This window comes from Pseudomonas tremae (genome assembly GCF_001401155.1).
GTDB lineage: Bacteria > Pseudomonadota > Gammaproteobacteria > Pseudomonadales > Pseudomonadaceae > Aquipseudomonas > Aquipseudomonas tremae.
Genome location: NZ_LJRO01000362.1, coordinates 63,475 through 83,249, shown reverse-complemented (window position 1 = coordinate 83,249; position 19,775 = coordinate 63,475). Strand labels below are relative to the sequence as shown.

Genomic DNA, 19,775 nt, shown 5'->3' with positions numbered 1-19,775 from the left:
GTCCTGAGAGGCTGGGGCGAACTGACGCAACCGCCAATCCGAGGCACATTGAAGACGTAACTTCAGTGAATGTCGATAGGACATTTCCTTTTACACATCACCTGGCGCCCTTCCCTTTCACAGCAGGCGTTCGAGAGACCGCTGCGACACCCTGCCACGCTCGACCTTGGTCGACAAAGACGAACCGTGTGCATCGTGCGAGACTGCGTGCTGTCGATACGGTGTGGAATTTGAAATGTCGCTGTCCAGCGGGCTGATTGCGGCCGTCGCCTTGTCCTATATGGCCATCATGTTCGCCATTGCCTTTTATGGTGATCGGTACAGCGCTTCACTGCGCCCGACGATGCGCGCCTGGGTATACAGCCTGTCGCTGGCGGTCTACTGCACCAGCTGGACGTTCTTTGGCGCAGTCGGTCAGGCCGCCGAGCAGCTATGGTCGTTCCTGCCGATTTATCTGGGGCCGATCGTGCTGATGGTCCTGGCGCCCTGGGTGCTGCAAAAAATGGTCCTGATCAGCAAGCAGGAAAACATCACCTCAATTGCCGACTTCATCGCCGCGCGCTATGGCAAATCGCAGTCACTGGCAGTGATGGTGGCGCTGATCTGCCTGATCGGCATGCTGCCGTACATTGCGCTGCAACTGAAAGGCATCGTGCTGGGCGTGAATATCCTGATCGGCGCAGTCGCCGACTCGACCGGCACGCGCGCTCAGGATACGGCGCTGGTGGTGTCGCTGATTCTGGCACTGTTCACCATTGTCTTTGGCGCACGCAACCTGGATGTCACCGAACACCACCGTGGCATGGTGCTGGCAATCGCCTTTGAAGCACTGGTCAAGCTGTTCGCGTTCATGGCGGTCGGTGTGTTCGTGACGTTCGGCCTGTATGACGGTTTCGATGACCTGTTCAATCAGGCCAAGCTCGCGCCTCGCCTTGAGGAATACTGGCAGGATACGATCAACTGGCCGTCGATGTTCGTGCAGACCGGCGTTGCGATGATGGCGATTGTCTGCCTGCCCCGGCAGTTTCACGTGACCGTGGTAGAGAACATCGAGCCTCAAGACCTCAATCTCGCCAAATGGGTGTTCCCGGCCTATCTGGCGCTGGCGGCCCTGTTTGTAGTGCCGATTGCGCTGGCCGGACAGATGCTGCTGCCTGACTCCATGCTGCCCGACTCGTTCGTGATCAGCCTGCCGCTGGCGCACGCGCACCCGTCACTGGCTCTGCTGGCCTTCATCGGCGGTGCTTCGGCGGCCACCGGCATGGTGATCGTGGCCTGCGTGGCTCTGTCGACGATGATCTCCAATGACATGCTGCTGCCGTGGCTGCTGCGGCGCAAAAATACCGAGCGGCCGTTCGAAGCGTTTCGTCACTGGATGCTCTCGGTCAGACGCATCAGCATCGTGATGATCCTGCTGCTGGCCTATGTCAGTTACCGGATGCTGGGGTCGACCGCCAGCCTGGCGACCATCGGCCAGATCGCCTTTGCGGCAATTACACAGTTGGCGCCGGCCATGTTCGGCGCGCTGTACTGGAAGCAGGCCAATCGCCGAGGCGTGTTCGCGGGTCTGGCAGCCGGGATTTTCATCTGGTTCTACACCCTGGTGCTGCCAGTCGCCGCGCACGGCATGGGCTGGTCACTGAGCAGTTTTCCGCTGCTGGATTGGCTGCACAATAACCCGCTGAATCTGCCCATCTCGCCCATGACCCAAGGCGTTGTGCTGTCGATGGCGGGCAACTGCACACTGTTCGCCTGGGTCTCGATGCTGTCACGCACGCGGGTGACCGAGCACTGGCAGGCGGGCCGCTTCATCGGCCAGGAAACTCAGGGGCGAGACTACAGCCGGCCGCTGCTGGCGGTGCAGATCGAGGACCTGCTCAGTCTTTCAGCACGTTTTGTCGGCGAGGATCGGGCACAACAGAGCTTCGTCCGTTTTGCCGACCGGCAAGGCAAGCGCTTCAACCCCAGCCAGAACGCCGACGGCGACTGGATCGCCCATACCGAACGGCTGCTGGCAGGCGTACTGGGCACCTCTTCGACACGCGCAGTGGTAAAAGCGGCTATCGAAGGCCGCGAGATGCAACTTGAAGACGTGGTGCGCATCGCCGACGAGGCCTCCGAGGTGCTGCAATTCAACCGCGCGCTGCTGCAAGGTGCCATCGAGAACATCACCCAGGGCATCAGCGTGGTCGATCAGTCGTTGAGACTGGTAGCGTGGAATCGTCGCTACCTTGAGCTGTTCAATTACCCGGAAGGCCTGATCGGCGTGGGCAGGCCGATTGCCGACATCATCCGCTACAACGCCGAACGTGGACTGTGCGGGCCAGGCGAAGCGGAAGTCCACGTCGCACGACGTCTGCACTGGATGCGCCAGGGCCGTGCCCACACCTCGGAGCGGCTGTTCCCCAACGGTCAGGTGATCGAGCTGATCGGCAACCCGATGCCGGGCGGCGGCTTCGTCATGAGCTTTACCGACATTACCGAGTTTCGCGCCGCAGAGCAGGCGCTCAAGGGCGTCAACGAAAGCCTCGAGCAGCGCGTCGCAGCGCGCACCCACGAGCTGTCGCAACTCAATCAGGCATTGACCGACGCCAAGGGCACGGCTGAAGCCGCCAACGAATCGAAAACCCGTTTTCTGGCGGCGGTCAGCCACGATCTGATGCAACCCTTGAACGCTGCACGGCTGTTTTCCGCAGCGCTGTCCCATCAACAGGACGGTCTTGCCAAAGACGCTCAGCAGTTGGTCCAGCATCTGGACAGTTCATTGCGCTCCGCCGAAGACTTGATCAGCGACCTGCTGGACATTTCTCGCCTTGAAAACGGCAAGATCACGCCGGATCGCCAGCCGTTCCCGCTGAATGCGCTGTTCGACACGCTGGGCGCCGAGTTCAAGGCGCTGGCCGGCGAGCAAGGTTTGGCGTTCCGTGTCAGGGGCAGTTCACTGCGCGTCGACAGTGATATCAAGCTGCTGCGTCGCGTTCTGCAGAACTTCCTGACCAATGCGTTTCGCTACGCCAAGGGCCCTGTCCTGCTGGGCGTCAGGCGCCATGGTGACAGCCTGAGCCTTGAAGTATGGGATCGCGGTCCGGGCATACCCGAAGACAAGCGCACTGTGATATTCGAGGAATTCAAACGCCTCGACAGCCACAAGACCCACGCAGCCAAGGGGTTGGGCCTGGGGCTGGCGATTGCGGATGGTTTGTGCCGCATTCTCGAGCACCCTTTGCAGGTGCGTTCGTGGACCGGTAAAGGCAGCGTGTTCAGCGTACGCGTGCCACTGGCCACCGCTCAGGCACCGATCCCTGCCACTCAGGCAGACATCAGCCGGCCTGCGCTGAACGGTACGCAAGTGCTGTGCATCGATAATGAAGACAGCATCCTGATCGGCATGAACAGCCTGCTGTCGCGCTGGGGCTGTCAGGTCTGGACTGCTCGTAACCGCCAGGAATGCGAGGTGCTGTTGAACAACGGCATGAGGCCGCAGATTGCGCTGGTGGATTACCACCTGGATGAGGGTGAAACCGGCACTGAACTGATGGCCTGGTTACGCACCCGTCTGGGTCAGCCAGTACCCGGCGTACTCATCAGCGCCGACGGTCGACCGGAGCTGATCGCCCAAGTGCATGCCGCCGGGCTCGATTATCTGCCCAAGCCGGTCAAGCCTGCCGCATTGCGAGCGCTGTTGAGTCGGCATGTGAATCTGGATTAAGGAAGGGATAAGGGTTGCCCGCCCAAGCGGCAAGCAACCCGATACATCAGAAGATCAACCGAACAACCAGTAACCCAGCAATGTCAGTACGAGGACCGCCAACACCGGGCGCAGCACGCGATATGCCTTGGGGTTGGCGCGCTTGAACTGCTTGACCTTGCCACTGAAGCCGTCGCTGAAACGCTTGCTGAACGCATACGCCTGATTGATCCCGCCGACACGCTCGTCATCGAGGTTCTGAGGTGCTGTTGCACGCCCCAGAAACGCACTGACGCCGCGGTTGACGCGCGTCATGAAACGGTTGGTCAGCGGGCGTTCGATATCGCAGAACAGAATCACCCGGGTCTGAGTGGTTTCATTCTTGACCCAATGCACGTAAGTCTCGTCGAACATCACGTCCTGGCCGTCGCGCCACGCGTACTCCTTGCCGTCGACGAAAATCCGGCAGGCATCCGAGTTGGGCGTGGACAGGCCCAAGTGATAACGCAACGAACCGGCAAACGGGTCGCGGTGCGGGTTAAGGTGGCTGTCACCTGGCAACAGCGCAAACATCGCGCCTTTGACGTTGGGAATGCTGTTGACCAGCTCGACAGTCTTCGGGCACAGCGCTTCGGCAGACGGCAACGCCTTGTCGTACCATTTCAGGTAGAAACGCTTCCAGCCCTTCTTGAAGAACGAGCCGAAACCGGCATCGTTGTTCTTCTCGGCCGCACGTATGTAGCCTTCGTCGAACAAGTGCATGGCTTCGTCGCGAATGGTTTCCCAGTTGTCCTTGAGGATGTCGAGTTCAGGAAACTTGCTGCGGTCCAGATACGGTTCGGACGGCACTCTGGAAAACAGGTACATAAGCGCGTTGTAAGGCGCAAACAGTGCCGAATGATTGACGAACTGCCGCAACAAAGGCAGCCGCGCGCGCCCACGCAGGTGAACATATAGCGTGCTGCCGAGAAACAGCATCAGGATCGATGCCTTGGCAACAAATGAAAGGGTCATGAAGCTCTCCTTGAAGCGGGCGAGTAACGCCGAACGTCACGCAGGCAGCAGTGATGCATGATATTGAACAAAGGACCGCAGGCGCCGTGCAGGCAGAAACCCCGCCCGGCGACTGGCAAGCTGGCCATCATAAACCCTTGCGTTGCCCGCATGAAGCACACACCTTCGAAGAAGTGTTACTGCGACAACTCCTGCTCGGTGAACAGGTCGCTGAACAGCATGCTTGACAGGTAACGCTCGCCGGAGTCCGGCAAGATCACGACAATCGTTTTGCCCTGCATTTCCGGCTTCTCGGCCAGACGGACGGCAGCCGCCATCGCAGCGCCGCAGGATATACCGCAGAGAATACCCTCCTCCTGCATCAGACGCCGGGCCATCGCCTTGGATTCCTCGTCGGTCACACGCTCGACCCGATCGACAATCGACAGGTCGAGGTTTTTCGGGATGAAGCCCGCGCCAATTCCCTGAATCTTGTGGGGGCTGGGCGTGATCGCTTCGCCAGCCATCGCCTGGGTGATGATCGGTGAACTGTCCGGTTCGACCGCAACCGAAAGGATCGGCTTGCCTGCGGTGTGTTTGATGTACCGGGAAATGCCAGTGATAGTGCCGCCGGTGCCAACCCCGGCCACCAACACGTCAATGGTGCCGTCGGTGTCGGACCAGATTTCCGGACCGGTGGTTTTCTCATGAATGGCCGGGTTGGCCGGGTTCTCGAATTGCGCAGGCATGAAATACTTTTCGGGATCGCCCGCCAGCAACTCCTCGGCCCTGGCAATTGCACCTTTCATCCCTTTGGCAGCTTCGGTCAGCACCAGCTCAGCGCCCAGCGCCTTGAGCACCTTGCGACGCTCTATACTCATGGAGGCCGGCATGGTCAGCATCAGTTTGTAACCACGGGCGGCAGCTACAAACGCCAGACCGATCCCGGTATTGCCCGACGTGGGTTCGACAATGGTCATGCCGGGCTTGAGCCTGCCGCTGCTTTCGGCGTCCCAGATCATGTTGGCGCCTATACGGCACTTGACGGAATAACCTGGATTACGCCCTTCTATCTTGGCCAGAATCGTGACACCACGCGGCGCGAGACGGTTGATCTGCACCAGTGGCGTATTGCCGATGGAATGGGCGTTATCCGCGTAGATACGACTCATGATGGTGTCCTTGTGCACATCGGTTAAAGACCCAAAGCCTATGCCCCCATCCAATGGGCGTCCAGTCCGACCGAACGTATGACTGCGCGCGCAGTCAATCCTCTCATTGAAACAGGAGACGCATGTCATGAAACGTCGCTACAGCTGGCCGCTATGGACAATGGCCGCCCTGGTCGTCTTGCTGATCGCCATCAATATCGCCCTGCCGTACCTGGTGCGCGACTATCTCAACGACAAGCTCGCCGACATGGGTGACTACAGGGGGCAGATCAGCGACGTGGACCTGGCACTGTGGCGCGGCGCCTACCGGATCAAAGGGCTGAAGATCGTCAAGACCGATGGCAAGGTTCCAGTGCCATTTGTCGATGCGCCTATGATCGAACTGGCTGTCAGCTGGAACTCGCTCTGGAACGATCATGCAGTGGTGGCGAAAGCCTTGTTCACAGACCCGCAGATCAACTTCGTCGACGGCGGCAACAACAAGCAAGCGTCCCAGACCGGTCAGGGCACCGACTGGCGTACCCAACTGGACAAGCTGTTGCCGATCACCCTCAACGAATTGCGAATCAACAATGGACGCATCACGTTCAACAACTTCAATTCGACGCCCAAAGTGAAAATCGACGCTGACCAGGTCAATGCCAGTTTTTACAACCTCACCAACGTGGTGGACGTCGAAGGCAATCGCGATGCCGAGTTCAAGGGCAAGGCGCGCCTGCTGGGCCACGCCGATCTGGAAAGTACGGCCAGGTTCGACCCGTTCAGCAACTTCGAGGATTTCGACTTCCGCCTGCGCGCCACCGGCATCCAGCTCAAGAAGCTCAATGACTTTTCATCGGCCTACGGCAAGTTCGACTTCAACGCCGGTGATGGCGATATTGTGATTGAAGCACAGGCCGATAAAGGCCAGTTGACGGGTTACATCAAGCCCTTGCTGCGCAACGTTGATGTCTTCAACTGGCACCAGGATGTTGAAAACAAGGACAAAGGCATTTTCCGCTCGGTCTGGGAAGCACTTGTCGGCACCAGCGAAACCGTGCTGAAAAACCAGCGCGAGAACCAGTTCGCCACCCGTGTCGACCTCAGCGGCAGCGTCCATCAGCAGGACATCAGCGGCTTCCAGGCCTTTTTGCAGATCCTGCGCAACGCATTTGTCCAGGCGTTCAATGCGCGGTATGAAAACAGCAAGGGCTCCTGAGCGGCAATACAGCGGCGCCATCCAGGCCCGGTCACAGCGTGACGCCTCATTCAAGAACTGAATGAGGCGTCAACGTTCACAGCCATCGGGCAGCCAAGTTATAGTCCTGGCATTGCTTGCTTCTATTACGGTACGCGTGCCAACAGGCCAAGCGCGACCACGCGAAAAGGATGGATCATGAAGTTCGAAGGTACTCCGGCCTACGTTGCCACTGACGATCTCAAGCTGGCGGTCAACGCGGCGATCACGCTGGAGCGTCCGTTGCTGGTCAAGGGTGAGCCTGGCACCGGCAAGACCATGCTGGCCGAACAACTGGCAGAGTCTTTCGGCGCACGGTTGATCACCTGGCACATCAAGTCCACCACCAAGGCGCATCAGGGCCTTTACGAATACGATGCCGTGAGCCGTCTGCGCGACTCGCAGCTGGGCGTCGACAAGGTTCACGATGTGCGCAATTATCTGAAAAAGGGCAAGCTCTGGGAAGCCTTCGAGTCCGAAGAACGGGTAATTCTGCTGATCGACGAGATCGACAAGGCCGATATCGAGTTCCCCAACGACCTGTTGCAGGAACTCGACAAGATGGAGTTCTACGTTTACGAGACCAATGAGACGATCAAGGCAAAGCAGCGCCCGATCATCATCATTACCTCCAACAACGAAAAGGAACTGCCGGACGCTTTCCTGCGCCGCTGCTTCTTCCACTACATCGCCTTCCCGGACCGCGCCACCCTGCAACGCATCGTCGATGTCCATTATCCGGACATCAAGAAAGACCTGGTCAGCGAAGCGCTGGACGTGTTCTTCGATGTGCGCAAAGTGCCAGGTCTGAAGAAGAAACCTTCGACGTCCGAACTGGTGGACTGGCTGAAGTTGTTGATGGCCGACAACATCGGCGAAGCTGTATTGCGCGAGCGCGACCCGACCAAAGCAATTCCGCCACTGGCCGGTGCGCTGGTCAAGAACGAGCAGGATGTGCACCTGTTGGAGCGTCTGGCGTTCATGAGCCGTCGCGGCAATCGTTGATCGCCTTTATCCATCCTGTTACCAAAAAGGGCGACAGCCATGCTGCTCAACCTGTTCAACGAAATGCGTGCGGCCAAGGTGCCAGTGTCCCTGCGCGAGCTTCTGGACCTGATCAACGCTCTGAAACAGCGGGTAATCTTTGCCGACATAGATGAGTTCTACTTTTTAGCGCGCACGATTCTGGTCAAGGACGAGCGTCATTTCGACAAGTTCGATCGCGCCTTCAGTGCGTATTTCAACGGTCTGGAAAAACTCGACGATCATTTGCAGGCGCTTATTCCGGAAGACTGGCTGCGCAAGGAGTTCGAGCGCTCACTGAGCGACGAAGAACGCGCACAGATCCAGTCGCTCGGCGGTCTCGACAAACTCATCGAGGCGTTCAAGAAACGTCTGGAAGAACAGAAAGAACGTCACGCCGGCGGCAACAAATGGATCGGCACCGGTGGCACCAGCCCTTTTGGTTCGGGCGGTTACAATCCGGAAGGCATCCGGGTGGGCGATGCCGGCGAACGCAAGGGCAAGGCTGTCAAGGTCTGGGATCAGCGTGAGTACAAGAACCTCGATGATCAGGTTGAACTGGGCACCCGCAACATCAAGGTCGCGCTGCGTCGTCTACGCAAATTCGCCCGCCAAGGCGCCGCAGACGAGCTGGATATCGATGGCACCATCGACCACACCGCACGCGACGCAGGCCTTCTGAACATCCAGATGCGCCCCGAGCGACGCAACACCATCAAACTGTTGCTGCTGTTCGACATCGGTGGCTCGATGGACGCACACATCAAGGTATGCGAGGAACTGTTTTCGGCATGCAAGACCGAGTTCAAGCACATGGAGTATTTCTACTTCCATAACTTCATCTATGAATCGGTGTGGAAGAACAACTTGCGCCGCGGCTCTGAGCGGACCTCCACGCAGGACCTGCTGCATAAATATGGCGCAGACTACAAAGTCATTTTCATCGGCGACGCCTCGATGGCGCCCTACGAGATTACCCAGCCTGGGGGCAGTGTCGAACACTGGAACGAAGAGCCGGGTTACGTGTGGATGCAGCGCTTCATGGCCAAGTTCAAGAAGATCATCTGGATCAACCCGTACCCTAAGGATGCCTGGGAGTACACCACTTCCACCCATGTCGTGCGCGATCTGGTTGAAGGTCAGATGTACCCGTTGACCCTGCGCGGGCTGGAAGAAGGCATGCGTTACCTGGCGAAATAACGGCGCATTGACGGTTGTACGGGCCTGGCGGCCAAAGCTCGTACATCCTGTGCATCGGTTCGGCCATTTGCAGAGTCATGAGCTACGCTCACACATTCCAGACACCCCATCAGACGGACATGCGCTGATCGAGTAGACAGTTTTGCAGTAACTCCATCGTTTTGCCTGACCCGCCGTCGCCACGCAGCGGACGACTCATGAACGAAACGCTTGGCATCATGCAGCCTTATTTTTTCCCCTACATCGGCTATTTCCAGCTGATTGCGGCCGTCCAGCGCGGCATTGTCTTTGACATCGTCAAATACAAACGCAAGAGCTGGATGAACCGCAATCGGGTGCTGGACGGCAAAGGTGGCTGGCAACACATCACTGTGCCGGTGTGCGCCAGCGAGGGAACGCTGATCAAGGACGCCACGCTGACCGACCTTGCCATGACGCATCATAAAATCAGGCATCAGCTTGAGCATTACCGGCACAAAGCGCCCTACTTTCAGGAAACTCTGAACCTGATTGACCTGACTCTCGGCACACCGGCCACACACCTGTGCGATATAAATACACGCTCCCTGAAAGTGGTCTGCGATTATCTGGGCATGAATTTCGACTGGGAACGCTGTTCTACGCTGCAGCTTGATCTGCCACCGATAAAGCATGCCGGCCAATGGGCGCTGGAAATCAGCACGCTGCTGGAGGCGCGTCAGTACATCAACGCAGCCGGGGGACGCGACATATTCATCCCTGAAGAATGGCAGGAACGCGGCGTGGAACTGAGGTTTCTCGAACATGCTTCATTCAGTTATTCCACCGGGCCATACACCTTCTTCGAAAACCTCTCGATAGTCGATGTGCTGATGTGGAACGCTCCCGAAACAGTGCTCGCCTATCTGCGTAACGAAACACGGGCAGTCATATGAGCTGCCCGGCAGTGTTGTAACACCTGTCAGCGGTCAGTGACGGTCTCTCGCGAGTTGCGGCTTGCGTCGTCCGCCACTGACCACCCAGCCGAGCAGCAGAACGACGCTTTCAATCGCCAGCGCCAGTAGCAATGCAGTGATGATGCCCCAGGCGATCACTTCCGGAGCCAGCAGGACTTGCCACGTGTAACCGTTGAAGGTTTCGCGACGAATATCCGGATCGGCAGAAGTTGCCACGAAGATGGCCTTGGAGTACCAGGCCCCCTGCAGCCCAAGCCATTGGCGTTCAAGAATGTGAGTACGGGTCATCAAGGTATCGATGTTGTCTGCATCAGCACGAAAAACAGGGTCTTCACTGCTGCGATAGTGCTGAATCAGCGCCTGTATATCGCCCTTGAAGAACTGCTGCGCAGTGGCGCTATAGCCTTTGACCGCCTGTTGCGCCTCGATCAGATGCGCTTCGACACGCTTGCTGTAATCACTGATAAAGCCGGGGATCTGTACCCCGAACAACAGGCCCGCCGTGAACATGACCAATCGCAGATAACTTCGCAGCATCAATATCCCTCTTTTCCATTTATCCGGTGTGCCTGGGTAGACACCGTTAAAGCGCTGTTGTCTCGACAGTTCCCTGAACCACGCACTCGCCTTTGCGCCAGAGACTCCACTGACCCGGCTCGTAGCGGTTCCAGTTTTCGTTCTCGGTCAACGGCTCGGTTGCGATGACGGTTACAACATCGTGTGGCGTAGTCTCTGCCTGAAAGTCGACGATCACATCGACGTCCTTCAGCCTGGCAGGACCGAACGGTGCGCGTCGTGTGATATGCGCCAGTTTGGTACTGCAAAAGCAGAACAGCCAGTCGCCGTCGCTCAACAGGCAATTGAACACGCCTTTACGACGGTATTCAGTGCAGGCCTGGATCAGCGATGGCAGTAATTCTTCGATGTCGACCGGCTCTGGAAACGCTTCACGGACACGATTGAGCAAATCACAGAATGCTGCCTCGCTGTCTGTGTCGCCGACCGGCCGATAAAACGTGACGCCAGGCTTGAAGTCCGCCAGCTGGCCGTTATGCGCAAAGCACCAGTTGCGGCCCCAGAGTTCGCGCACGAAAGGATGAGTGTTGGACAGGCTGACCTTGCCGACGTTGGCCTGACGAATATGGCCAATCACGACTTCGCTCTTGATGGGATAACGCTGCACCAACTGCGCGACTTCGGATTCGCTGCTGGCGGCGGGGTCCTGAAACAGGCGCAGGCCACGTCCTTCGTAGAACGCAATGCCCCAGCCATCGCGATGCGGGCCGGTGCGGCCGCCACGTTGCATCAGCCCGGTAAAGCTGAAAACGATATCGGTCGGGACATTGGCACTCATGCCCAGTAGTTCACACATGCTCAGGTTCTCGCTTCAAGACGTTTGCGGCGGGTCATGCGCCGCACACAGCGGCGCTGCCGGCGAAGCGGGATCTACAACCGCGGCTCTACCCGCGAGCCTCTGGCCGGAGGAAGGGGCGCAGAAGTTCTGCGGGCAAACGAGTCGTCCTCGGCAAACGGTTCGTCAGCGGGGTCTGTTTCGACCGGCTGAGCAACCGGCTGCGGTTGACGCGCCTTGCGGCTGCGTTCGATCGGCCAGCGGATCAGCACAAACAGCAGGTACGCACAGAACGCGAACATGCCATACATGGCCAGATCCGACACGGCGGCCCAGACGTTGCTGCCAACCTTGAACATAAGGTCGAGCGCGGTGATTGCGATGGCCGGAGCCATCGCATCCTTGACAGGGTCGACCATGGTCGGCGTGAACAGCAGCACCGCGACGGCCACCAGCAGCGGCTCCTTGAGATACCGCCACATCCAGCGGGTCATCAGGAACCACACCAGCAGGCAACCCAATGCGGCGAAGGCGTAGACGCTCCAGGCGATCAGATAGTCGTTTTCGGTCATGACGTCCGTGGTAAGGCAGGTAGAGAGGCGCTTATGATAACGGCTTTTGCCTGACGCGGCTTGCCTCGCTTCAGTAATCAGTACAGCGTGTACCGATATTTCCGTTATCGATGCCTTTACAGAGAGACCAGCATGTCCTTTTCGAATGCAACCTCCAGCGCCCCGATTGCTCGCAAGGCCGACGGCTCCGATCCCTACGCCTGGCTGCAGAATCGCGACACCGACGAGGTGCTCGACTACCTCAAGGCCGAAAACGCCTGGCAGGAACAACAATTGGCGGACCAGGCCGCGCTGCGCGAAAACCTGTTTCAGGAGATCAAGGGCCGTATTCTGGAAACCGATCTGTCGCTGCCCTCCCCTTGGGGGCCGTACCTGTATTACACGCGTACCACCGAAGGCGACGAGTACGCCCGCCACTATCGCTGCCCGCGCCCGGCCGACGATTCCAACACCGTGGATGAAAGTCGCGAAGAGCTGCTGCTGGACCCTAACGCAATGGCCAATGGCGGCTTCTTCTCGCTGGGCGCGTTTAGCATCAGCCCTGACCACCAGCGCCTGGCCTATAGCCTGGACACCAGCGGCGATGAGGTCTATCAGCTGTTCGTCAAGGAACTGAGCACAGGCGAGATCAGCAGCCTGCCGTTTGAAAACTGCGACGGCAGCATGACTTGGGCCAACGACAGCCAGACACTGTTTTTCGGCGAACTGGACGACACCCATCGCCCGGGCAAGCTGCATCGCCACACACTTGGCCACGCGTCGGCAGAGTTGGTCTTCGACGAACCGGACGGCCGATTCTTCCTGCACTGCTTCCGTACCAGCTCCGAACGCCAACTGGTCATCCTGCTCAACAGCAAGACCACCAGCGAAGCCTGGGTGCTCGATGCCGACCATCCCGAGCAGGACTTCATTTGCCTCGCGCCGCGCGAGGAAGGTCACGAATATTATCCTGATCACGGCCTGCTCGATGGTGTCTGGGGCTGGTTCATCCGCAGCAATCAGAGCGGCATCAACTTCGCGCTGTATTACGCGGCAGAAAAAGCCGATGGCGTACCGGTACGCGATGACTGGCAAACGCTGGTTGCTCACGATAAGAAGGTGATGCTCGAAGGCGTCAGTCTCAACGCGAAAGGCATCAGCCTCAGCCTGCGTGAAGGCGGCTTGCCGGTCATCGAGGTGCGCCCGCAGGACCTGCCGGCTTATCGCGTGCAGCTGCCGGACGCTGCCTACAGCCTCTACGTGCAGGACACGCTCGAGTTTGACAGCGACAGAATTCGCCTTCGCTATCAGTCACTGAACCGTCCGGCACAGGTGCGCCAGCTGGCACTGGCCACCGGCGAACAAGTGGTACTCAAGGAAACCCCGGTGTTGGGCACTTTTGACGCCGACGCCTACGTCAGCCAGCGTTTGTGGGCCACGGCCAGTGACGGTACTCAGGTGCCGATCAGCCTGGTGGTCAAGCGCGAACTGGTCGGCAAGACAACCCCGCTGTACCTGTATGGCTACGGCGCCTACGGCGAAAGCCTCGACCCGTGGTTTTCCCATGCACGCCTGAGCCTGCTGGACCGTGGCGTGGCGTTTGCCATCGCCCATGTGCGCGGCGGCGGCGAACTGGGCGAGGCCTGGTATCGCAACGGCAAGCAGGAACACAAGCAGAACACCTTCGGCGACTTCATTGCCTGCGCCGAACACTTGATCGCTGCAGGGCTCACCAACGCCGAACAGTTGGTGATCAGCGGTGGCAGTGCCGGTGGCCTGCTGATCGGCGCCGTGCTCAATCAGCGCCCCGAGTTGTTCAAGGCGGCCATTGCCGACGTGCCGTTCGTGGATGTACTGAACACCATGCTCGACCCTGAACTGCCCCTGACCGTCACCGAATACGATGAATGGGGCAACCCTCAGGAACCCGACGTTTATGCACGGATAAAGGCTTACGCGCCGTACGAAAATGTCAGCGCTCAGGCCTACCCGGCCATGCTGGTGATTGCCGGTTACAACGACAGCCGTGTGCAGTACTGGGAGGCCGCCAAATGGGTCGCTCGTTTGCGCGAGCGCAAGACTGACGACAATCTGCTGCTGCTCAAGACCGAACTGGGCGCCGGGCATGGCGGCATGAGCGGTCGCTACCAGGGCCTGCGCGACGTGGCACTGGAGTATGGTTTTATCTTCAAGGTATTGCAGATTTGCGAATGAACTTGGTGTGAAACGCCTGTCTTACTAGGATCGGGGGCAGCGGAGTTGCCCCTTTGTCAGGATTACAAGACCGAACATGTCAGAACCACTGTCCAACCTGAACAACGCCATTCGCGACATGCTGCTGGATTGCGGCCTTTTCGACACACTGCTGCCCGGCGACTTCTTCACCATCGCCGGGTACTTCAGCATCACCGACATCGAGAAAGGCGAAACCATCTTTGCCGAAGGCGATGCCGGGACGTTCATGTGCATCATCCATCAGGGCGCCGTGTCCGTGCAGAAGCTTGCCAGTGATGGCCAGCAGGTGGAAATCGCAGTCTTGCGTCGCGGCCGGGCCTTTGGCGAAATGGCGGTACTGGATGGCGAACGCCGCTCGGCCAGTTGCATTGCGTCGACCCATTGCCAATTGTTGAATCTGGGACGCGACTCGCTGGACAAGATGCTCGACGAAGCGCCGAAGATCGCCGCCAAGATCATTCGAGCCCTGGCTATCTCATTGTCCAAGCGTTTGCGCATGGTCGACGGTCAATTACTCTCCCAGCAGGTGTGAGTTTGCCCATGTGGCGCTAAACTTGCCGATATTCCGCTTTCAATGCGCACAACGCACAGGTGACACCATGAGCACGGCCAACCCTCCTTCCCATACTGCCAAGCTGGACCGCATCCTGGCCGACGCCCAGCGCGACCGTGAAATGGGTTATCGCGACAAGGCGCTGCGCATGTACCCCCACGTCTGCGGCCGATGCGCACGTGAATTCGCCGGCAAACGCCTCAGCGAACTGACCGTGCATCACCGTGATCATAATCACGACAATAACCCGCAGGACGGCTCCAACTGGGAGCTGTTGTGCCTGTATTGCCACGATAACGAACATTCGCGTTACACCGACCAGCAATACTTCGCCGACGGCTCGCTGAGCACACCGAAAACCGCCAAGGCCACCCACAACCCGTTCGCCGCACTGGCCGGGCTGATGAAAAAAGACGAATGAATGAGGGGGGCAAGCCCAACGCACCCGTCACCGGGCTGACATATATCGAAGTGGGAGCTGACTTGTCAGCGAAGGCAATGGTCTGCACTCGGATACGTTCATGACTGTCCTGCCACGATAGCTCCTGCACCAGCTTCCCTCCTGACTGACCAACATCATCAGAACTCCCCCGAGCAAGCAGCCCGCATGCGGGCCTGCAATGAACAGACTGACCGGATACCCCACCATGCCCACCCGAACTTCAAGACGAACCTTTGTGAAAGGGCTTGCCGCCAGCGGCGTCCTCGGCGGCCTGGGGCTCTGGCGCAGCCCGGCATGGGCGCTCCCGAATCCTGGGCAGCCTGACGGGCTCTCCGGCACCGAGTTCGACCTGACCATCGGCGAAACCCCGGTCAATATCACCGGCAAGGCCAGAACTGCACTGACCATCAATGGCGGCATTCCGGGCCCTCTGTTGCGCTGGCGTGAAGGCGACACTGTCACCCTGAGAGTAAAAAACCGTCTCGACGAAAGCACCTCCATTCACTGGCACGGCATCATCCTGCCCGCCAACATGGATGGCGTTCCGGGGCTGAGTTTTGACGGTATCGCGCCTGATGGTCTGTACGTCTACCGCTTCAAGGTCAAACAAAACGGTACTTATTGGTATCACAGCCACTCGGGCTTTCAGGAGCAATCCGGTGTTTACGGGCCGCTGGTGATCGACGCCAAAGAACCGGAGCCGTTCAGCTACGAGCGCGAACACGTGGTCATGCTCAGTGACTGGACCGATGAAGACCCGGCCCAGGTGATGAAAAAGCTCAAGAAGCAATCGGACTACTACAACAATAACAAGCGCACCGTCGGCGACTTCATCCACGACGTCAGCGAGAAAGGCTGGAGCGCGACCACGTCCGAACGCACGATGTGGGCAAAGATGGGAATGGACCCGACCGATCTGGCAGACGTCAGCGGCGCGACCTACACCTACCTGATGAATGGCCAGGCGCCCGACATGAACTGGACCGGGCTGTTCAAAGCCGGCGAACGCATTCGCTTGCGGCTTATCAACGGCTCGTCGATGACTTATTTCGACGTACGTATCCCGGGCCTGAAAATGACCGTGGTCGCCAGCGACGGCCTTTACGTCGAGCCAGTCGTCGTCGACGAATTGCGCATCGCGGTGGCAGAAACCTTCGACGTCATCGTCGAACCGGCTGAAGGCGCTTACACGCTGTTCGCCCAGTCAATGGACCGCACAGGCTATGCCCGCGGCACGCTGACCAGTCAGCCCGGCCTGCAAGCCATCGTCCCGCCCCTGGACCCACGCCCGCTGTTGAGCATGAACGACATCGGCATGGTGGCGATGGATCACGGCAACATGAGCCATGACTCAATGCCGGGCATGGACCATGGCAACATGCCGATGCAGGCAACCCCTGCCCTGCAATCGCACCCGGACAGTGAAAGCGGCAACCCGCTGGTCGATATGCAAGCCGTGACCACCTCGCCGAAGCTTGACGATCCGGGTATCGGTCTCAGGGACAACGGGCGCAAAGTCCTGACCTATGCAGACCTGCGCAGCACGTTCCAGGACCCTGACGGCCGCGAGCCAGGCCGCACTATCGAGCTGCACCTGACCGGCCACATGGAGAAATTCGCTTGGTCGTTCAACGGCGTGAAGTTTTCCGACGCTGAACCCATTGCGCTCAAATATGGCGAACGGGTGCGCATCGTGCTGGTCAACGACACGATGATGAACCACCCGATACACCTGCATGGCATGTGGAGCGATCTGGAAGACGAGCACGGGCAGTCCAAGGTGCGCAAACACACCATCGACATGCCGCCCGGCTCACGTCGCACTTATCGCGTCACCGCTGATGCTCTCGGCCGTTGGGCCTATCACTGTCACATGCTGTATCACATGGAAATGGGTATGTTCCGCGAAGTGCGGGTGGAAGAATGAGGATTTCAAGGTTGAATGGATCGCGCAATTTGCTTCGCCTGCCAGCCCTGCTGTTGACCACAGGTCTGGTCATGGCCCCTTGGGCGCCAGCACTGGCGGCCGAGATGGAAGGTATGGATCACGGCAGCCACTCGATGCCGATGGACGCCGCAGACAGCGATAACGGCAACGCTGCAACGCAAAGCAGAACGCCGATCCCGCCCCTCACCGATGCCGATCGTGCTGCTGTCTACACCAGCCATGCAGGCCATCAGATTCACGACAACACCATCAACAGTTACTTTCTGGCCGACAAGCTGGAGTGGCAGGACGCCAACGATGGCAGTGCGCTGGCCTGGGACCTGTCCGGCTGGATCGGCGGCGATATCAACCGTCTGCTGTTGCGCTCCGAAGGCGAGCGAACCAACGGCAAGACCGAAGAGGCGGAAGTCCAGGCGCTCTGGGGCCACTCGGTCAGTTCGTCGTGGGACGTAGCGGCTGGCGCACGTCAGGACTTCAAACCTGGCGCCCCGCAAACCTGGGCAGCCTTCGGCCTGCAAGGCCAGGCGATTTCGGATCTTGACGTCGAAGCGACTGCCTTTATAGGCGAGGCCGGGCAGACCTCCGCGCGTCTGGAAACCGACTACGACCTGTTGCTGACCAATAATCTGGTGCTGCAACCCACTGCTGAACTGAATTTCTTCGGCAAGAACGATCCGCAACGCGGCAACGGCTCAGGCCTCTCGACAAGCGAATTGGGCCTGAGGCTGCGCTATGAAGTCACCCCCCAATTCGCTCCGTATGTGGGCGTGACCTGGGAACGGTCCTACGGCAATACCGCCGACTTCGCCCGCGAAGAAGGCGACGATGTTGCCGAAGCACGGCTGGTGGCGGGCCTGCGCGTATGGTTCTGAGCCGCGGAAATGCAAATGGCATTGCCGCAACCCTGCCGTATAATCCCCGGTTTTCTACAGAGCACCCTCCCCGTGGCCAACAAACGGTATGCCTGCATCGGTCTTTACAACCCCAAGTCCCCGGAAAACGTCGGTTCGGTCATGCGGGCGGCGGGCTGTTACGGCGTCGCGTCGGTGTTCTATACAGGCAAGCGCTATGAGCGCGCCCGGGACTTCATCACCGACACCAAGAAGATCCATCAGGACATTCCACTGATCGGTATCGAAGACCTCAAGAGCATCCTGCCACTGGGCTGTATTCCGGTTGCTGTCGAATTGGTGGAAGGCGCCCGTGCGTTGCCCGAATACACGCATCCTGATCGGGCGCTGTATATCTTCGGCCCGGAAGACGGCTCGCTGGATCAGGACATACGAGACTGGTGCGAAGACGTGGTCTATATCCCGACCGAGGGCTGCATGAACCTGGCGGCCACCGTCAACGTCGTGCTCTACGATCGCATGGCCAAAGGCATCAATACGCGCTCGGGTCCGCAATTTGGTCGGGAAAAAATTGATCCGTCGAGCGACCACTGACACAAAAGCATTGAACCTGTGTTGTCAGCGGGCAGTCAGTTTCTCTGAACCAAGCTCCAACAGACTACCTCCGCACCACAACCTCATGGAGAGCCATCATGCGCGACACCCCGAGCATCGAACGCATTGACACACCTGAATTGCTCAAGCAAAAACCCGCTCAGAACGTTAACGGCTGGGAACGTATCGGCTCGCTGGCCGGCGGCGTGCTGATCATGGGCAAAGGCGTCCGCCGTGGCGGTTTTCTGGGCCTCATCCAGCTGGCCATCGGTGGCGCAGCGCTGGCTCGCGGCATCAGCGGTCATTGCGCCGCCAAGACGCTGATGGAAAAAGGCCGTAGCGATCTGCAAAGCGCCCGTTCGAGCATCGAACGTGCCGGCGCCGAGTTGAACAACCTGAAAGACGACGCTGAAAATGCCGTCAAGGATGCCGCGGCCAAAGGCGTTGATGCGCTGACCGAGCCAAAGCCGGTCGTTTAAGCTAAGCGTTCAACCTGCGCGAAATATCAGGTAATCCTCCCAGTCGTCTTCGGCCACCGTGCTCTCACTGAGCATGCGGCCGGACTGGGAGATACGCTCATGATGCACAGCAGTGCGATCACCGCACACCAGATGGTGCCAAAGCGGCAAATCCTTTCCCTCGCTGACCAGACGATAGCCACAGGTCGGCGGCAGCCATTTGAACTCGTCAGCCTGACCCGGCGTCAGCTGAATGCAGTCCGGCACCGACGCCTTTCGGTTCGGATAGTCGGAACACTGACAGGTCTTGAGGTCCAGCAGCTTGCAGGCAATCCGCGTGTAATAAACGCTGTTGTCCTCTTCATCTTCGAGTTTTTGCAGGCAGCACAAACCGCAGCCGTCACAGAGTGATTCCCACTCTTGCATATCGAGCTGGTCGAGGGTCTTGCGAATCCAGAACGGTTCAACTTTAGCGGCCATGAGTCGAGCAACGGTATCGATAATGAAAAGGCCGCCAGTCTAGAGGTACACGGGGTGCGGGCCAAGCACTTGCGACTGTCGGTAG

The 19,775-nt window shown here is 58.9% G+C and carries 18 protein-coding genes; 12 read left to right on the top strand and 6 right to left on the bottom strand.

Annotated features, from left to right (window positions below; genetic code table 11):
- Positions 1-235 precede the first annotated feature (235 nt).
- Positions 236-3,709 (top strand): hybrid sensor histidine kinase/response regulator, encoded by a 3,474-nt coding sequence (locus ALO43_RS20655; protein WP_024689935.1) that lies wholly within the window; start codon positions 236-238, stop codon positions 3,707-3,709.
- Positions 3,710-3,763: 54 nt separating this feature from the next.
- Here the strand turns inward: ALO43_RS20655 and ALO43_RS20650 are convergent, their stop codons facing one another.
- Positions 3,764-4,702 (bottom strand): aspartyl/asparaginyl beta-hydroxylase domain-containing protein, encoded by a 939-nt coding sequence (locus tag ALO43_RS20650; protein ID WP_054991083.1) that lies wholly within the window; start codon positions 4,700-4,702, stop codon positions 3,764-3,766.
- A 176-nt stretch (positions 4,703-4,878) separates the two neighbouring features.
- Complete coding sequence (cysK, locus tag ALO43_RS20645; protein WP_005892144.1) at positions 4,879-5,853, bottom strand: cysteine synthase A; 975 nt, start codon at positions 5,851-5,853, stop codon at positions 4,879-4,881.
- A gap of 127 nt (positions 5,854-5,980) precedes the next feature.
- On the opposite strand from cysK, the gene ALO43_RS20640 reads away from it, so the two are divergent.
- The 4 genes from ALO43_RS20640 (at position 5,981) to ALO43_RS20625 (ending at position 10,206) form a co-directional block, all read left to right on the top strand.
- Positions 5,981-7,051, top strand: coding sequence for a DUF748 domain-containing protein (locus ALO43_RS20640; protein ID WP_024669494.1), 1,071 nt, complete (start codon positions 5,981-5,983; stop codon positions 7,049-7,051).
- Positions 7,052-7,228: 177 nt separating this feature from the next.
- Entirely contained in the window at positions 7,229-8,074 is an 846-nt protein-coding gene (locus ALO43_RS20635; protein WP_005892136.1) for an AAA family ATPase, read from the top strand.
- A 39-nt stretch (positions 8,075-8,113) separates the two neighbouring features.
- Complete coding sequence (locus tag ALO43_RS20630) at positions 8,114-9,292, top strand: vWA domain-containing protein (protein WP_005892135.1); 1,179 nt, start codon at positions 8,114-8,116, stop codon at positions 9,290-9,292.
- A 197-nt stretch (positions 9,293-9,489) separates the two neighbouring features.
- Positions 9,490-10,206, top strand: coding sequence for a WbqC family protein (locus ALO43_RS20625; RefSeq protein WP_005892133.1), 717 nt, complete (start codon positions 9,490-9,492; stop codon positions 10,204-10,206).
- Positions 10,207-10,239: 33 nt separating this feature from the next.
- Here the strand turns inward: ALO43_RS20625 and ALO43_RS20620 are convergent, their stop codons facing one another.
- The 3 genes from ALO43_RS20620 to ALO43_RS20610 form a co-directional block, all read right to left on the bottom strand.
- Positions 10,240-10,764, bottom strand: coding sequence for a DUF2937 family protein (locus tag ALO43_RS20620; protein WP_024669493.1), 525 nt, complete (start codon positions 10,762-10,764; stop codon positions 10,240-10,242).
- 46 nt (positions 10,765-10,810) lie between these two features.
- Positions 10,811-11,599 carry a class II glutamine amidotransferase gene (locus ALO43_RS20615; protein ID WP_005892130.1) on the bottom strand — a complete coding sequence of 263 codons (789 nt, stop codon included), beginning with the start codon at positions 11,597-11,599 and terminating at the stop codon, positions 10,811-10,813.
- 74 nt (positions 11,600-11,673) lie between these two features.
- The gene (locus ALO43_RS20610; RefSeq protein ID WP_005892128.1) at positions 11,674-12,150 is read right to left on the bottom strand and encodes a hypothetical protein; all 477 of its coding nucleotides are present in this window, start codon (positions 12,148-12,150) and stop codon (positions 11,674-11,676) included.
- Between the two features lie 132 nt (positions 12,151-12,282).
- Here ALO43_RS20610 and ALO43_RS20605 point away from each other — a divergent pair, with 132 nt between their 5' ends.
- The 7 genes from ALO43_RS20605 (at position 12,283) to ALO43_RS20575 (ending at position 19,231) form a co-directional block, all read left to right on the top strand.
- Positions 12,283-14,343: a S9 family peptidase gene (locus ALO43_RS20605; RefSeq protein WP_054997987.1), complete on the top strand. Its 2,061-nt coding sequence runs from the start codon at positions 12,283-12,285 to the stop codon at positions 14,341-14,343.
- Between the two features lie 76 nt (positions 14,344-14,419).
- Entirely contained in the window at positions 14,420-14,896 is a 477-nt protein-coding gene (locus ALO43_RS20600) for a cyclic nucleotide-binding domain-containing protein (RefSeq protein WP_005892125.1), read from the top strand.
- 67 nt (positions 14,897-14,963) lie between these two features.
- On the top strand, positions 14,964-15,338 hold the full coding sequence (locus ALO43_RS20595) for a YajD family HNH nuclease (RefSeq protein ID WP_002552611.1): 375 nt from the start codon (positions 14,964-14,966) through the stop codon (positions 15,336-15,338).
- Between the two features lie 226 nt (positions 15,339-15,564).
- The gene (locus ALO43_RS20590; protein WP_054997986.1) at positions 15,565-17,286 is read left to right on the top strand and encodes a copper resistance system multicopper oxidase; all 1,722 of its coding nucleotides are present in this window, start codon (positions 15,565-15,567) and stop codon (positions 17,284-17,286) included.
- 11 nt (positions 17,287-17,297) lie between these two features.
- A complete protein-coding gene (locus tag ALO43_RS20585; protein ID WP_053932366.1) occupies positions 17,298-18,179 on the top strand; it encodes a copper resistance protein B in 882 nt (293 codons plus the stop codon).
- A gap of 72 nt (positions 18,180-18,251) precedes the next feature.
- Positions 18,252-18,752: an RNA methyltransferase gene (locus ALO43_RS20580; RefSeq protein ID WP_024669488.1), complete on the top strand. Its 501-nt coding sequence runs from the start codon at positions 18,252-18,254 to the stop codon at positions 18,750-18,752.
- 98 nt (positions 18,753-18,850) lie between these two features.
- Positions 18,851-19,231: a YgaP family membrane protein gene (locus tag ALO43_RS20575; protein ID WP_054997985.1), complete on the top strand. Its 381-nt coding sequence runs from the start codon at positions 18,851-18,853 to the stop codon at positions 19,229-19,231.
- 9 nt (positions 19,232-19,240) lie between these two features.
- Here the strand turns inward: ALO43_RS20575 and ALO43_RS20570 are convergent, their stop codons facing one another.
- Positions 19,241-19,690 (bottom strand): YcgN family cysteine cluster protein, encoded by a 450-nt coding sequence (locus ALO43_RS20570; RefSeq protein WP_005892111.1) that lies wholly within the window; start codon positions 19,688-19,690, stop codon positions 19,241-19,243.
- Between the last annotated feature and the right edge of the window lie 85 nt (positions 19,691-19,775).